14 protein-coding genes are annotated in these 15,886 nt (G+C 57.9%); 7 read left to right on the top strand and 7 right to left on the bottom strand.

The window, feature by feature from the left end; translation table 11 throughout:
- Nucleotides 1-97: 97 nt before the first annotated feature.
- From AB4Z23_RS16030 to AB4Z23_RS16000, 7 genes are all read left to right on the top strand, one after another.
- The gene (locus AB4Z23_RS16030; RefSeq protein ID WP_080850077.1) at nt 98-1,390 is read left to right on the top strand and encodes an ABC transporter substrate-binding protein; all 1,293 of its coding nucleotides are present in this window, start codon (nt 98-100) and stop codon (nt 1,388-1,390) included.
- 169 nt (nt 1,391-1,559) lie between these two features.
- Nucleotides 1,560-2,489, top strand: a complete 930-nt coding sequence (locus AB4Z23_RS16025; protein WP_019566450.1) for an ArsR/SmtB family transcription factor — start codon at nt 1,560-1,562, stop codon at nt 2,487-2,489.
- Between the two features lie 122 nt (nt 2,490-2,611).
- Complete coding sequence (gene arfA / locus AB4Z23_RS16020; protein WP_013761387.1) at nt 2,612-4,123, top strand: arabinosylfuranosidase ArfA; 1,512 nt, start codon at nt 2,612-2,614, stop codon at nt 4,121-4,123.
- Nucleotides 4,124-4,130: 7 nt separating this feature from the next.
- Nucleotides 4,131-5,204 carry an ABC transporter ATP-binding protein gene (locus AB4Z23_RS16015; RefSeq protein ID WP_003517841.1) on the top strand — a complete coding sequence of 358 codons (1,074 nt, stop codon included), beginning with the start codon at nt 4,131-4,133 and terminating at the stop codon, nt 5,202-5,204.
- A gap of 78 nt (nt 5,205-5,282) precedes the next feature.
- Nucleotides 5,283-6,557 (top strand): extracellular solute-binding protein, encoded by a 1,275-nt coding sequence (locus tag AB4Z23_RS16010; RefSeq protein WP_113291897.1) that lies wholly within the window; start codon nt 5,283-5,285, stop codon nt 6,555-6,557.
- Nucleotides 6,558-6,624: 67 nt separating this feature from the next.
- On the top strand, nt 6,625-7,509 hold the full coding sequence (locus AB4Z23_RS16005; protein WP_162724358.1) for a carbohydrate ABC transporter permease: 885 nt from the start codon (nt 6,625-6,627) through the stop codon (nt 7,507-7,509).
- Nucleotides 7,506-8,333, top strand: coding sequence for a carbohydrate ABC transporter permease (locus tag AB4Z23_RS16000; protein WP_112959750.1), 828 nt, complete (start codon nt 7,506-7,508; stop codon nt 8,331-8,333). Before AB4Z23_RS16005 ends, AB4Z23_RS16000 begins: the two co-directional genes overlap by 4 nt.
- Nucleotides 8,334-8,358: 25 nt before the next feature.
- On the opposite strand, the gene AB4Z23_RS15995 is transcribed toward AB4Z23_RS16000, so the two are convergent.
- The 7 genes from AB4Z23_RS15995 to AB4Z23_RS15965 form a co-directional block, all read right to left on the bottom strand.
- Complete coding sequence (locus tag AB4Z23_RS15995; RefSeq protein WP_112959749.1) at nt 8,359-9,093, bottom strand: ABC transporter ATP-binding protein; 735 nt, start codon at nt 9,091-9,093, stop codon at nt 8,359-8,361.
- The gene (locus AB4Z23_RS15990; protein ID WP_112959748.1) at nt 9,090-9,959 is read right to left on the bottom strand and encodes an ABC transporter permease; all 870 of its coding nucleotides are present in this window, start codon (nt 9,957-9,959) and stop codon (nt 9,090-9,092) included. Before AB4Z23_RS15990 ends, AB4Z23_RS15995 begins: the two co-directional genes overlap by 4 nt.
- Nucleotides 9,956-10,951, bottom strand: coding sequence for an aliphatic sulfonate ABC transporter substrate-binding protein (locus tag AB4Z23_RS15985; RefSeq protein ID WP_112959747.1), 996 nt, complete (start codon nt 10,949-10,951; stop codon nt 9,956-9,958). The genes AB4Z23_RS15990 and AB4Z23_RS15985 overlap by 4 nt, the downstream gene beginning before the upstream one ends.
- 149 nt (nt 10,952-11,100) lie before the next feature.
- A complete protein-coding gene (locus tag AB4Z23_RS15980; protein WP_112959746.1) occupies nt 11,101-12,429 on the bottom strand; it encodes an LLM class flavin-dependent oxidoreductase in 1,329 nt (442 codons plus the stop codon).
- Between the two features lie 453 nt (nt 12,430-12,882).
- Nucleotides 12,883-14,004 carry a sn-glycerol-3-phosphate import ATP-binding protein UgpC gene (locus AB4Z23_RS15975; protein ID WP_025595982.1) on the bottom strand — a complete coding sequence of 374 codons (1,122 nt, stop codon included), beginning with the start codon at nt 14,002-14,004 and terminating at the stop codon, nt 12,883-12,885.
- A 41-nt stretch (nt 14,005-14,045) separates the two neighbouring features.
- Entirely contained in the window at nt 14,046-14,933 is an 888-nt protein-coding gene (locus AB4Z23_RS15970; RefSeq protein ID WP_003517820.1) for an ABC transporter permease subunit, read from the bottom strand.
- A gap of 10 nt (nt 14,934-14,943) precedes the next feature.
- Nucleotides 14,944-15,834, bottom strand: coding sequence for a carbohydrate ABC transporter permease (locus AB4Z23_RS15965; protein ID WP_003517818.1), 891 nt, complete (start codon nt 15,832-15,834; stop codon nt 14,944-14,946).
- Nucleotides 15,835-15,886 lie beyond the last annotated feature (52 nt).

Raw genomic sequence — 15,886 nt, 5'->3', positions numbered from 1 at the left:
TGCAAAAAATTCTATTATGATGCAAATATTGCAAATAATGAAAATTTGCAAGAATTTAAGTGATAAGTGAGAAATTTGCAAAACGCGGGAGGAGCAGATGCAAACTATCGATAGACGTGGATTTTTGGTGACGGCGGCACTGGCAGGTCTTGGCGCGGCGGCGGGCGGTTTCCGCGCGATGGCGGCCGAAACCCGGCTTCGTTGCGTATGGTGGGGTTCGGCTGACCGCAACAAGCGCACCAATGATGTGATTGCCCTCTACCAGAAGGCAGATCCACAAACGGTAATCAGCGGCGAGATGATCGCCGGTTCCGACTATTGGACCAAGCTTGCGACGTCCATGGCGGGACGTAACGTCGCCGATATCTTTCAGCTCGAGCCTTCCACCATTGCCGATTATTCCGGCCGTGGCGCCTGCATGGAACTTGACCAGTTTGTCGGCTCGTCGCTTGATCTTTCCAATTTCGGCAAAAGCGAAGTCGATCTTTGCCGCATCGACGGCAAGCTTTACGGCGTCGGTCTCGGGCTGAATTCGTTCTGCATGATGTATGATGCAGAGACGCTGAAGGAGGCCGGCGTCTCCGTGCCGAAGGAGCAGATCACCTGGAAGGCGCTGGCGGAACTGGCGCGCGATTTCAAGAAGAACGCTCCGGCGCGGCGCAATTATTGGGCGGTGCCCTATGGCGCCCGTTATCACTACGTCTTCGATGTCTGGCTGCGCCAGCGCGGCAAGCTCCTGTTCCAGGACGGCACCATCGGTTTCAACAAGGAAGATGCCAAGGAATGGTTCGCCTATTGGGAGGATCTGCGCGAGAACAAGCTTTGCGTCTCTGCCGATATCCAGACGCGCGATGACAATACCATCGAATCCAACGCGCTGACTCTTGGCAATTCCGCAATCGGCTTTGCCTATTCCAACCAGCTTGTCGGTTACCAGGCGCTCAACAAGAAGACCCTGTCCATTGGCATGCTGCCGGGCGAGGGGGCGGGAAAACCGACCGGGCATTATTACCGGCCGGGGCTTATCTGGTGCATTTCGTCCACCTCCACCACTCCGGAAGCTGCTGCGAAGTTCATCAACTTCTTCGTCAATGATCTGGAAGCGGGCAAGGTTCTCGGCGTCGAACGCGGCGTGCCGCCGGCGAAGAAGGTGCGCGAAGCTGTGTTGCCAAGCCTCAACGAGACCGAACGCAAGACGGTGGATTACATCGAGAGCCTGTCCGGCAAGCTCGATACCTATCCTGAGCCTGCCCCCATCGGCGCCAATGAGTTCGACCGTGGGGTAATGCGTCCGATTGCCGACTCACTCGCCTTTGGCCGCGCCACTGTGGATGAGGCAGCGCAGAATCTTGTCGATACCGGCACCCGCACGTTGCGCAAGCGCGGGTAAGGAAAAAGAGGCAGCGCATGCGGTATCGAAACCGCCTGCGCTGCCTCCATTCGCAATCATTCCTTGCGTGCCTGACTTTGAATATATCGACCCGACAAACAATGCTGGACAGCATAAAATATTTAAGCCAGAAATTCTGATCTAGATCGCTAAATCTGAAGATTAGACAATGGCTCCCAATTTCCTACTTATTGACGCTGAAAAAGAATTCGATGTTTTGAAGGCGGCGGCGTCGCTGATCCGTGTGCAGATATTGAAGCTGCTGCACGAGGCCAACGGTCTCAATGTCAACGAGATCGCGCAGAGGCTGGACCTTCCCCAGTCCACCGTGTCGGCCGGTGTGACCGTTCTTGAAGAGGCGGGGCTGCTGCGAACCGAAACGCGCAAGGCGCGCAAGGGCAGCCAGAAAATCTGTTTTGCGACCTGCGACGAGCTTATCGTTTCGTTTCGAAGCCCCGAGACGCCGGCTGTATCCAACTACATTGCCGTCGCCATGCCGCTCGGCCTCTATACGCAGAGTTCGGTGACGGCGCCTTGCGGCATCTGTTCGCCGGAGGGCATTATCGGACTTCTGGATGTCCCTGATACCTTCATGGATCCCGACCGCATGAAGACTGCACTTTTGTGGTTCACATCGGGTCACGTCGAGTATCAATTCCCCAATAATGCCAAGATTCAGGGCCGAAACGTCGAGGAAGTCGAGTTTTCGATGGAGGTCAGTTCCGAGGTGCCAGGAACGCACAGCAACTGGCCGTCAGACATTACCCTCTCCGTCAACGGCAAGGAGATCGGGGTCTGGACCTCGCCCGGCGATTTCGGCGACAAGCGGGGTACGTTTACGCCCGACTGGTGGAAACTGTCCGGCTCGCAGTATGGAATGCTCAAAACCTGGCGCATTACTGCCCAGGGAACCTATGTCGATGGTACGCGCATTTCCGATGTGACGCTTGCGGATATAGATCTGTCCAGCCACCGCTCAATCCGCTTGCGGATCGAGGTAAAGGCGGATGCAAAGCATCCGGGCGGGCTCAACATCTTCGGCCGGGGTTTTGGGAATTACGATCAGGACATCGTATTGCGTCTGCGCACCGCAGACTGATCGGGCCAATTTCATAAAGTATGATTTTCGCGGTTGACAGGCGCGGCTTCCATTGGCAACTATATTATGAAATATGGTTTATATCATATTTTAAGATATAAATGCGCATGGGAGGAGAGCCTATGAAAGCGCGGGTTTCAGTCCACCGGGACTTCCGGATTGGGCGTATCGACGATCGCCTATATTCCGCCTTCATCGAACATATGGGGCGGGCGATCTATGGCGGGATTTACGAGCCCGGCCATCCGCAGGCGGATGAAAACGGTTTTCGCAAGGATGTGCTGAAATTCGTGCAGGATCTGAAGATTCCGGCGATCCGTTATCCCGGCGGCAACTTCGTTTCGGCCTATCGCTGGGAAGACGGCATCGGCCCCCGTGACAAACGGCCCGTGCGGCTTGATCTTGCATGGCGCTCCAAGGAAACCAACCAGATCGGCGTCAACGAGTTCGCAGACTGGGCGTCGATGGCAGGCATCGAGATGATGCTCGCCGTCAACCTCGGTTCCCGTGGTCTGGATGATGCCCGCAACTTTCTCGAATACGTGAATTTCCCCGGCGGCACCGAGCTTAGCGACCTTCGCCGCAGCCATGGCGCCGAAAAGCCGCATGGCGTGAAGATGTGGTGCCTCGGCAACGAGATGGACGGCCCCTGGCAGATTGGCCACAAGACGGCGGTGGAGTATGGCCGGCTGGCAAACGAAACCGCGAAAGCCTTCAAGGGTTTCGACCCCACCATCGAGGCAATCGTCTGCGGAAGTTCCAACGACGGCATGCCGACCTATCCCGAATGGGAGCGCGAGGTGCTGGAAGAATGCTACGAGAATGTGGACCACATCTCGCTGCATAAATATTTCGGCAATAACAGCCGCGACACGCTGAATTACTTCGGCAAGATCGAAGAAACAGGGCGTTACATTCAGACTATCGCCGGTGTCATCGATTACGTGAAAGCCAAGAAGCGCGCCAAGAACGATGTCTCCATCTGCTTCGACGAGTGGAATGTCTGGTACCATATCCGCGAAGACGACGGTAAACGCATCAAGAGCTGGGACTGGCCGGAAGCGCCTGCACTTCTGGAGGAGACCTACAATTTCGAGGATGCTCTCTTCGTGGCCGGGTTGCTCAACGAGTTCATCCGTCGCTCGGACAGGGTGCGCATCGCCTGCATTGCCCAGCTCGTCAATGTCATCGCCCCCATTCGCGCTGAAAAGAACGGACCGGCATGGCGCCAGACCATCTATTATCCCTATCAGTTCGCCTCGCTTTATGGTCGTGGCGTTGCACTGAACATTGCCGTCGATTGCCCGACCTACGATTGCAACGCGGCCGATGACGTCAAATATCTCGATGTCGCCGGCGTGTTTGATGAGGACGAGGGCGTGGTGACGCTGTTTGTCCTCAATCGTCATCTGACCGAAGCAGCAGAGCTCAATGTCGGTCTCACCGGCTTTTCGCCTGTGTCACTCAGCCTGCATCTTTCCATGGCGGGATATGATCTGAGGATCGGCAACGGTCCGGATCAACCCGACCGCGTCGTGCCGGTGCCGGGCAGCGGCATTGGTGTCGAGGATGGGGCGCTCAAAGGCTCTGTGCCGGCGCTGTCCTATCATGTTCTGCGCGTGAAGGTTCAGTGAGGCGGTGATGGGTGTCCGTCTCAGCAATATCGCCAAGTCCTTCGGCTCCTTTGCAGCCATCCGGGACGTTTCGATGGAGATTCCGACGGGCAGCTTCGCGGTTTTCGTGGGGCCATCCGGTTGCGGAAAATCCACCCTGTTGCGCATGATCGCCGGTCTTGAGGAAACCAGCGGCGGTCACATCGCCATCGACGAGCGCGACGTCACCGCTGTCGAGCCGGCGGATCGCGGCGTTGCCATGGTCTTCCAGAATTATGCGCTTTACCCGCATCTGACGGTGTTCGAGAACATGGCTTTCAGCCTGCGTCTCGCCCGCCGGCCGAAAGCGGAGGTGAATGAGAGAGTGGGGGAAGCTGCCCGCATCCTCCAGCTCGAGGACAATCTGCACAAGAAGCCATCGCAGCTTTCCGGCGGCCAGAGGCAGCGCGTGGCCATAGGCCGCGCGATCGTGCGACAGCCGAAGGTGTTTCTCTTCGATGAACCCCTGTCGAACCTGGATGCGGAACTGCGCGTGCAGATGCGGCTGGAACTGACCCGGCTTCACCGCAAGCTCGGCGCCACGATGATCTACGTCACGCATGACCAGGTGGAGGCCATGACGCTTGCGGACAAGATTTTCGTGCTGAAGGGCGGCATCGTGCAACAGGCCGGCGCGCCGCTCACCCTTTACGACGATCCGGACAATCGTTTCGTCGCTGGCTTCATCGGATCGCCCGCGATGAATTTCCTTGCTGCCGACATCGTCGGGCAGCGGGACGGTATCGTGACGCTTACGCCTGAAGGTGGTGAAAAGCACCTCGAAGCCCGGCTTTCGCATCCGGTTTCCCCCGGTCAGCGGGTCGAAATCGGCATAAGGCCCGAGCATCTGGTGATCACGCAAGAGGGTGCTTTGCCTGTCAATGTCGAGGTGGCGGAGGAGCTTGGCGACCTTTCCTATCTCTATACCCGAACGCGTGCCGGGAAAGAACTTGTCGTGCAGCGGCAGGGCTCGCGCGAGCGGCTGGATGGCCGGTCAGTCTCACTGAGTGCTTCGCCCGATCACATCATGGTTTTCGGCAGCGACGGCAAAAGGTTGCGATAGGCGCGAGGAGGCGCCTTTCGATGCAGTAGTAGACCGCCCCTTGAACGGGGTGTTTCCAACAAACGGGAGGAGTGAACGATGCGACTGATCAAGACATTGCTTGTTGGTACGGTTCTGGGCCTGAGCGCCCTGCCGGCACTGGCGAAGCAGGATATCGTCTGGTGGGACTTTCTGTCGGGCGGCGACGGTGTGCGCATGAAAGCGCTGATTGCTGCCTTCAACAAGGAACACCCTGACATTCAGATCAAGGGAACGACGCTAGAGTGGGGCGTTCCGTTCTATACCAAGGTACGCACGGCGTCCGCCGTGGGTGAGGGGCCCGATGTCATGACCTATCACCTGTCGCGCGCGCCGCTCGGCCTTGATGAAAAAGTATTGAGCGAAATTACCACAAAAGACCTTGATGATGCCGGGTTGAAGACCGGCGACTTTTTCAGCGCACCCGTCGAGGCAGCAACCCATGACGGCAAGCTTTATGCGGTGCCGTTTGATATCCATGCCCTTATTCTCTACTACAACGCCGATCTTCTGAAAGGGTCTCCCTATCTCGATGCCGAGGGTAAGTTGAACGGTATCAAGACGATGGAGGATTTCGAAAAGGCGCTGGCCTGGGCGAAGGACAAGGGCGTTCAGACGCCGGTTACCTATCAGTCGGGTGGCGAAGCCGGTGTCTGGCGTGTCTTTTATACACTGTTCTCACAACAGGGCGGCGAACTGGTCACCAATAACGAGGTGCTTGCCGGCGACAATGCGGAAAAGGCTGCCAAGGCGATCGATACCATGTCGAAATGGCGGGAAAACGGATGGGCGCCCGAGCAGGCGGAATATCCGGCGTCCGTTGCTCTCTTCTCCGCTGGCAAATCTGCCTTCCAGCTTAATGGCGTCTGGGAAGTTCCGACCTACAAGGATCTGGAAAAGAACGGCAAGCTCGGCTTCAAATGGAGCGCTGTGGAAGTTCCGCCTTTCATGGGCAAGCGCGCCACCTGGGCGGATTCGCACGCCTTTGCGATCCCCAACCAGGGTGACAAGACTGTTTCCGGCGAGAAACGCGCCGCTGTCATGACGGTTATTGGCTGGATGGAAAAACACGCCATCAGCTGGGCCGATGCGGGGCATATTCCGGCCTATAAATCGATCACCGAAAGCAGCGAATACAAGGCGATGCAGCCGAATGCCACATATGCCTCGCTGGCGGAGGCGGCAGTGTTCGATCCGAAGACCACGATTACCGGAGTTGCCTCACCCGCTTACGATGCGGCGCTTAATATCATCGCTCCGGCCATCCAGGGCTACATGAGCGGCGCGGATGCGGTCGAGCAGATCAAGTCCGAGCTTCAGGGCAAGCTCAAGTAATCCGAGACTGCCCTCTGGCTGTCAGCCGGAGGGCAGCGTGCAATGCGGGAGGTCCCGGAGGCATTCCATGGCTATGATTGAAAACCGGCGCAAGAAGTCGCTGATCGCACTGTCGATGGTGACGCCATTCATCGTGGTCTTCGCCACGTTCTTTCTTTACCCCCTGATCGAGATGATACGCATCAGCTTCACGGATGCGCCGCTTATCGGCGACGGCAACTGGGTCGGCCTGCAGAACTACATAAAATTGCTGAGCGACCGCCTGTTCGTCACCTCGCTCAAGAATAACGGCTATTTCGTGCTGCTGACGGTGGTGCCAACAACGCTCATCGCCCTGTTGATTGCGCTTGCGGTCAGCCGATTGTCCGGCATCAAGCAGACAATCGCCATGAGCCTGTTTTTCCTGCCTTATGTCCTGCCGGTTTCGGTCGTCACTGAGATCTGGGCCTGGATGCTCGACCTGCAGTTCGGCATTCTCCAACCGGTCATTTCGTTGCTGGCGGGCAAACCCGTCGCGGTTTTCAAGAACCCCAATTGGGTCATGCCGATGGTCGCTGTCGTCACCATCTGGTGGACGAACGGTTTTAACGTTCTGCTCTTCATTGCCGGCTTGCGAAACATTCCGACCGAGCTTTATGAGGCCGCAGCTCTTGATGGCGCAACGACATGGCAAAAGTTTCGGCGCGTCACATGGCCGCTTCTGTGGCCGGTGACCGCGCTGATCCTGACGCTGCAATTGATCCTGCAACTGAAGATATTCGACCAGATCTACCTCTTGAGCGGCGGCGGACCCTTCAATTCCAGTTTCGTGCTTCTCCTCAAGGTCTACCGGGAAGCCTTCCAGATGAACAATGGCGGTTATGCATCGGCCGTGGCGACCGTGCTCTTCCTGTTGATCGTCATCGTATCCGTTCTCCAGTTCCAGTTGCTACGCATCCGGAGGAATTCATGAGCCTGACCAAAAGACTTGAGAACGTCGTCCTGACCCTGCTGACATTTTCGGCAGCACTGGTATGGATTTTCCCGCTTTACTGGGGGTTCGTGACGTCGTTGCGCTCGGACGAGAATGTTGCGGGCAACACGTCGCTACTGCCTGATGAGTTCCAGCTTGGTGCCTATGTGAATGCCATCTTCAATACGCGGCTGTTGACCTGGTACGTGAATTCCATTGGCACTGCCGCGATCGTCACGGTCTCTGTGCTCATCATTTCGATGTTATGCGCCTATGCGCTATCGCAGATCCGCTTTCCGGGACGGCGACTGCTCTATGGCATCGTGCTCGCGAGTTTCATGGTGCCCGCGCAGACGCTTGTCGTGACACAGTTCATCCTGATGAAGAACCTCAACCTCATCAATACCTGGGCGGGCATCATCCTGCCGCAGCTGATCACGCCAATCGTCATCATCGTCTACAAGCAGTTCTTCGACAGCGTGCCCAAGGAGATGCGGGAGGCGGTGGTTCTGGATGGTGGCGGCGAATACACGATCCTGTTCAAGGTGTTTCTGCCGCTGAACTGGGGCATTACGACCGCCATGGCGATCGTGACCTTCATTACGGTGTGGAATGCCTTCTTCTGGCCTTTCCTCGTCATCACGTCCGAAAACATGATGACGATCCCCGTCGGCATCACGCAGGTCAACGACACCTTCGGCATCGTTTATGCACGCCTGATGGCGATTGCCATGCTGGCGGCGCTGCCGGTCATCGTCGCCTACATCATCTTCCAGCGACGCGTGACGGAAGCCATCATGATTTCGTCCGGCGTGAAAGGGTGAGGGCGGCGAAAGATGCCGGCGCCAGTCAGATGACGTGGGCGTTGTGCAGGGCAGTCAGCACCTCGTTCTTGAGGGTGGCGAGTTGCGGCGACCTTCTGTCGCGCGGGCGCGGCTCGTCCACTTCTATCCGCTGCTGGATACGGCCGTCATGGGCACCCATCATGTAAATGCGGTCACCGAGATAAAGCGCCTCGTCAATATCGTGGGTGACGAGCAGGAAGGAAATGCCGCGCTGTTCGACGAGTTTCAGAACTAGGTCCTGCAATCTCATCCGCGTGAAAGCATCGACCGCGCTGAAGGGTTCGTCGAGCAGCAAGATGCGCGGCCGGGTATAGAGCGCTCTTGCTATGGCGACACGCTGCGCCATGCCGCCTGAAAGGGCTTTCGGTAACGCGCTGCCATGGCCGCTCAAGCCCACATCGTTGATCAGTCCTTCTACCCGCTCGACATCATATTTCTTGCCGGCCGCATAACCGATGTTTTCGGCAACTGTCAGCCACGGCATCAGGCGGGGTTCCTGAAAGACAAAGGCGATGGGCGGTGAGTCCGATGCCTGAACTTCCTTTGCCTGCTGAACCTTCACAGCGCCTGAGAAATGCCGATCGAGGCCGGCGGCGATGCGCAGCAAGGTGCTTTTCCCACACCCACTTGGTCCGAGAAGAACCGCCGCTTCACCATCGCCGAGCGTCAGGTGAATATCCTGAAGGACAACCGTGTCTCCGAAGGCTTTTTCGCGAACATCGACATTGAGCAAACTCATCGCAGGCGCCCTCCTTGCTGAAGGGGATAAGTGTCGCGCCATCTGAGGCAACGTTCCTCGACTATCTTGAAGAGGCTGTCGGAAATCTTGCCGAGGACGGCAAGGCAGATAATCGCTATCATCACCAGATCGGGTCGGGAGAGTTCGCGCCCATCGGAAAGCATGTAGCCGATGCCCTCGGAGGCCGCCAGAAGTTCCGCTGCGACAACGCTCAGCCAGGCCAGCGACAGGCCGTAACGCAAGCCCGTGAACAGATGCGGCAAGGAGGCGGGAATGAAAATCCGCCAAACCAGCACTGGCAGCGGCTGGCGATACATCTCGCCCACTTCCACCAACTTGCGGTCGACATTCCTGATGCCGGAGAAGAGGTTGAGATAAACAGGGAAAAACGCGCTTTTGGCGATCAGTACGATTTTCGAGGTTTCGCCAATGCCGAACCAGATCATCAGCAGCGGCACCCAGGCGAGGCTCGGAACCGCGCGTAGCGCCTGAAACGTCGGTTCAATATAACGCTCGGCGGCAACGACCAGCCCGACCAGCGAACCGACGACGATTGCAAGAAGGGAGCCAATGACGAAGCCGACGAAGACACGTGCGGTACTGGCTGCGACATTCGTCCACAAAGGACCCTCGGCGAGCCTTAGAAACGTGTCGTAAAGCTCGGAGGGCGGCGGCAGCACATAGGGGCTTACCCAGCCCACGCGCACAAAGAATTCCAGCAGCAACAATGAGCCGACCGGCACGATCGCGCCGCGCAGGTCGAACCGTCCCAGGAAATTCCCCACTATTTGCACGAACGGCAGTCGGGCAGGGAGTTGTTTCGTAGTCTGCTTCACGCGCTGAAATTCGCGCGGATGAGAATTCATGCTCCCAGCGCCTTTTTCGCCGGTGCCGGATCGATCAGCGACGAAAGGACGCTGTCGACATTGACGCCAGGACGCAGCACATCGTCGCCAAGCAACGGGGTCACGATACGGATCGAGTTCAGCAGTTCCTCGCCCGGAACTGGATCCTTCCAGTCGCGCTTTTCGATCGTCAGCTTGGTGATCTGGGGATCGTTTCCGGTGACCTTCGTGACGAAATCGATGAATTCGCCGTTGTTTTCACGGATCCATCTTTGTGTCTCGACCCAGACACCGAGGAGGCGTTCGACCGCTTTCGGGTATTTCGCCAGAAACTCCTCGGAAACGCTGAAGACGCTGCCGTCGCGCCAGCTACGCTCATCGAAAATCGCCCTGTCACCGGCAAGTTCTGCCTGGGATGTGTGTGGATCGATGCCGACCCATGCATCAACCTGTCCCTGCTGAAGCGCGTTGAATCCTTCCGGATGCTGCAGGTTCACGACCTTGAGGTCATCGATCGAAAGCTTGTTTTGGGCAAGGGCGCGCAGGAGGGTGAAATAGGGCGCGGTACCCTTGGTGACCGCAATGGTTTTGCCCTTGAGATCGGCGACGGTCTTGACCGGCGAATCCGGGCGAACCTGTATGATGGAAGAACCACCCCAGCTTGCCACATAGATCACCTTCAGCGGCACACCATTGGCGCGGGCCAGAAACGCGGAAAGTGCTGCCGAACCGGCAAAATCCGTCGAGCCGACCTTCAGGAATTCGAGCGAATTGTTGCTTCCGCGGGATTGTACCCAGGTGATCTTGGTGCCGACATCCTTGAACGCTTCCTCAAGCCAGCCCTTGTTCTTTATCAGCAGCGTGTGTGAGGAGTAAAATCCCCAATCCAGCTTCAGCTCAGCAGGAAACTCCTGTGAGCTCTGGGCCTGCGCGCTGCCCGTGGCAAAGGGTGCTGCGAGAGCCCCGGCAATGCTGAGTTTCAGGATCTGGCGGCGAGAATGTTTAGCCTTCATAATAGTGTACCTAATTTATGTAATTTGTGTATTTAAAGGGTATGGGCAGGCGTTTATGACGTCAATCCAGCCTTCTGGAACCTCATCCCAAACTTCAGGGCGGGCGTGGAAAATCTCCCTACCGCTGGCCGGATCGGCGCGACGGCGCGTTATTCAGGGAAAAAACGATTGGCCGGACGTTGCAAACCGAGATGATCGCGCAATGTCGGTCCCTCATAGTCCTTTCGGAACAGGCCGCGCCTTTGCAGTTCGGGCACAAGCAGGGTCGTGAAATCGTCAAGTCCGGCAGGCAGGAACGGGAAGGTGACGTTGAAGCCATCCGACCCCTCTTCGTATAGCCATTGTTCCATCTCGTCGGCGATGGTTTTTGCCGTGCCGACAAATGCGAGACCCCCATAGCCACCCAGCCGCTGCGCCAGCTGGCGCACCGTCAGCCCCTCGCTCCTTGCAAGTTCGATCACCCTCTCGCGGCTGGATTTGCTTGCATTGGTTTCGGGAATGTCAGGCAAGGGGCCATCGGGATCGAAACTCGAAGCATCGTGGCCGAGCGCAATCGAAAGCGAGGCTATCGCGCTTTCATAATGGACGAGGCTGTCGAGCCTGGCGCGTTTGGCCTTGGCTTCTTCCACGCTATCGCCGACCAGAACGAAAGCGCCCGGCAGGATGACAATGCCGTCGCGGGAACGGCCTGCCGCAACGGTTCTGTCCTTGACGTCCCTGTAGAACGCTTTTCCCGCCGCAAGCGTGGGTGTTGCCGCAAAAACGACCTCGGCAGTTTCGGCTGCAAGCTGGCGCCCCGGCTCTGAAGCCCCGGCCTGAACGATGACGGGCCAGCCCTGCACCGGACGCGCTATATTGAGCGGACCGCGCACGGAAAATTCCGGTCCCTTGTGATTAAGCACATGCATTTTTTCAGGGTCGAAGAACAACCCGCTATCGACATCCCGGAGAAAGGCATCATCGGAAAAGGAATCCCACAGCCCGGTAACGACGTCGTAAAATTCCCGCGCTCTTCCATAACGCTCCGTGTGGTCAGGCTGTTCGTCCCGGCCGAAATTAAGCGCCGCATCCGGATTTGCTGTGGTGACGATGTTCCAGCCGGCGCGACCATTGCTGAGGTGATCGAGTGAGGCGAAACGCCGCGCTACGTGGTAGGGCTCATCGAATGTTGTGGAGGCGGTGGCAACCAGCCCGATGCGGGAGGTGACGGCGGCGAGCGCCGAAAGCAGGGTGAAGGGTTCGAAAGACGTGACGGTATGGCTGCGGCGCAGTGCTTCCGTCGGCATGTTAAGCACCGCCAGATGATCGGCCATGAAAAATGCATCGAATTTCGCGGCTTCAAGCTGTTGCGCAAATCGCGCCAGATGGCCGAAATTGAAGTTCGCGTCCGGGAAGGATCCGGGATAACGCCACGCACCCGTGTGAAGACTGACGGGCCGCATGAAGGCGCCGAGATGCAGTTTGCGATCGTTTGCCATTGGGCTTCACTCTTTCGTTGAAGTTTTGACCCGAGCGTTTTCTCTGTCGGCCGCCAAGGATCGAAGACCGGCTCGGTCCTCATCGCGACGATAGCCTTGCTGGCGGCTCGGTGCGGCAAAGACTATTGCGATTATGATTTCCAAACAGAAAGATTTTTCCTGAAATCATTCATTTCGCAAGATCGCTTTGCCTGCAACGGGTTTGCCTCATCGTGTTGACGTAATATCCGGCAAGCAATGTGCTTCACGTTGTGATCGCCAAGCAAATTTCGACGTATTTCGCGCAATGATTCAAATGAGAAAATGTCGTAAATTCAAAATATTGGTCTATATAGCTAATGTATTGGATGATTTCGAAATCGTAGTTCGAGATCGAAAACGTCGTTTGGAGATCCGGCGTGGTTGGGACACCCCCAAACCGCGCCGGACTGATCCGTGCTCAAACGTCCGCCATCAAACTGCCAGCAGCTTTTCGTTGCCGATGCGGGTTGTCTCGATGGCACCCTCCGTTTCGATGCGCTTGCCGGTGGCCGGATCGAAAAAGTGGAGGTGGGCCGGGGGCAGTTCGAAGTGGATGCGCTGGCCGGGTTTGACCAACAGATCTTCGCCTATGGCTGCGGAGAAAGTTTCGCCGGCGATTTCCGCATGTACGATGCGGCCCGAGCCCAGCTCTTCTACAAAGTCCACGGTTGCGGGCACGCCCGCACCCTCGATGCTGACCAGGCATTGTTCAGGGCGAATGCCGACTGTCACGTCGCGCCCGCGCAGCTCCAGCGCGGTCTCGGGGAAGAGTTTCACCGGCTGGCCGCCCAGCATGACGGATGGAGATTCGACCTCCACCCGCGTGTTGAACAGGTTCATCGCCGGTGAGCCGATGAAGGAGGCTACGAAGGTGCTGGCGGGGCGGTGATAGATATCGAGCGGATGACCGACCTGCTCCACATTGCCCTTGTTCATCACCACCAGCCGGTCGGCCAGCGTCATGGCTTCCACCTGATCATGGGTGACGAAGACGGAGGTGGCCGATAGGCGCTGGTGCAGTTTGCGGATTTCGGCGCGCATCGTCACACGCAGCTTTGCATCGAGGTTGGACAGCGGTTCATCGAACAGGAATACCTGCGGTTCGCGGATGATTGCGCGGGCCATGGCCACGCGCTGGCGCTGGCCACCGGAAAGGGCGGCGGGCTTGCGTTCGAGATAGTCGGAAAGGCCAACGATCTTGGCCGTTTCCTCGATGCGGCGAAGACGTTCAGCCTTGGGAACGCCTGCGACCTTCAGCGCATAACCGATATTGCCTGATACCGTCATATGCGGATAAAGTGCGTAGTTCTGGAACACCATGGCGCAACCGCGCTCGCGCGGCTCCAGCGTGTTGACGACGCGCCCGCCAATGGCGATTTCACCTGACGTGATATCCTCCAGCCCAGCGATCATTCGCAGAAGTGTGGACTTGCCGCAGCCCGAGGGGCCGAGGATGACGACGAATTCGCCGGTTTCGAAAGTGAGATCCACGCCGTGCAGGGTCGGGGTCTTGCCATAGGATTTGCGGACCTGCCGAATATCGATCTGAGCCATGATATTAAGAACCTTGTTGTTGAGAGCCACGCGTCGCGTCGTCACTTGTCGGATGACACTAGACCGCGCACGAACCAGCGTTGCAGGAACGCCACGACGAGAAGCGGCGGCATGATGATGATGAGGGAACCGGCAAGCGTGACGTTCCAGTCCGGCGTGCCGTCCTCCGAAGGCAAAAGGGCACGCAACGACATCATCACCGTCTTGTAGGAGGGGTCGGTGACCATCAGCAGCGGCCACAGATACTGGTTCCACGAGGAGACGAAGAGAATGGTGGTTAGGGCCAGCATGTTGGTGCGCGAGAGCGGCAGCAGCACGTCGAAAAAGAAACGCACGGGGCCGGAGCCATCCATGCGCGCCGCCTCCGCAAGTTCATCAGGTAGGGTCATGAAAAACTGCCGGTAGAGAAAGGTGCCGGTGGCCGTGGCGACAAGCGGCAGCGACAGGCCCGCATAGGAATTGAGCAGGTTCCATTCGATGTTGACTTCGACACCGCTCACCAGCGCTATAAGGTAACGGAACGGCTGGAACACATCCGCTGCCACGGCATAGGTCGGAACGGCGCGAATTTCGAGCGGCAGCATCAGCGTGATGAAGACGGACCAGAAAAACAGGTGTTTCAGCGGCGAGCGGAAAAACACGATGGCGAAGGCGGTCAGAGCGGAAAGGGCTACCTTGCCCGCTGTGACGAGCGAGGCCATCACCAGGCTGTTGAACATGGCGTTGCCCAGATTGGCGCGGTTCCAGGCGGTGCTGAGATTTTTGAAAAGCTCGCCCTGCGGCATGAAGCTGAAGGGCGTGTGGTTCACCTGCTGCACCGTCTGGCTGGCGCCTGCCAATACCACGATGAAGGGGCCGATAAGAAGCAGAAGTCCCGCGACCATGACCACGTAGGTAAAGGCGTCGGCATAGGGCGTGCGCTGTATCATCTCTCAGGCCTCACTTGTAATGGACGCGCCGCTCGATGAAGCGGAACTGGATGAAGGTGAAGACCATGATGAGGCCGATGAGGACGATGGTTTGTGCCGAGGCGCCGGAATAGTTCAGCCCTTCGAAGGCCTCGGTGACGATGCGGTAAACCATCACATCGGTGGCGCGATTGGGGCCGCCCGCCGTCAGCGAATGCACGATGCCGAACGTGTCCTGGCCGACGAAACCCTCGGTCATCATCGTCACCATCAGGAAGAACAGCGTGGGTGCGAGCAACGGCACCTGAATGTCTATGGCGCGGCGGATCGGGCCGGAGCCATCCATCGCCGCAGCTTCCGTCAGCGAACGGGGCACGGATTGCAGGCCGGCAAACAGGAAGATGAAGGTGTAGCCCGCCCATTTCCAGATAAAGATGGCGATGACGAGCGCCAGTGCATGTTCGCCGTATTTCGCCGGGTTCCAGATATCTGGCCAGGCGGCGTTGAGTGAAGCGGCCAACCCGCGTTCCGGCGACAGGATGAAGCGGAAGGCCATGCCTGCGGCGGGACCTGCGATGGCGAAGGGCAGGATATACAGAACCCGGAAAAATCCGGAGCCGGGAAGCTGGCGGTCGACGGAGAGCGCCAGGGTGAGGCCGATGAGGATGGCGACGAAGGGGCCGACGGTCGCGAAGATCAGGCTGACGGTAACGGAATGCCAGTAGAATGGATCAGAGAAGACTTCCTGGAAATTGGCGAAACCAACGAATTCTGCCGCGCCGCCGAAGGGCGGCTGGAGGGTGAAGGCCCAGTTGATCACCGCCGCCACGGGCCAGTAGAAGAACAGGAGGATCAGTGCCAGCTGCGGCAATGCGAACAGCAGCGGCAACCATGTGCTTTTGAAAACGGCGCGCTTTTCCATGAAATATCCGAAACAGAAAATGGCATTAAGGGTTTGCCCGCGCGGAGACGGG

The sequence above is a fragment of the Agrobacterium sp. MCAB5 genome (assembly GCF_052114365.1).
GTDB lineage: Bacteria > Pseudomonadota > Alphaproteobacteria > Rhizobiales > Rhizobiaceae > Agrobacterium > Agrobacterium tumefaciens.
The sequence above is the reverse complement of the archived record's forward strand: the minus strand, read 5'-3'. Positions and strand labels throughout refer to the sequence as shown.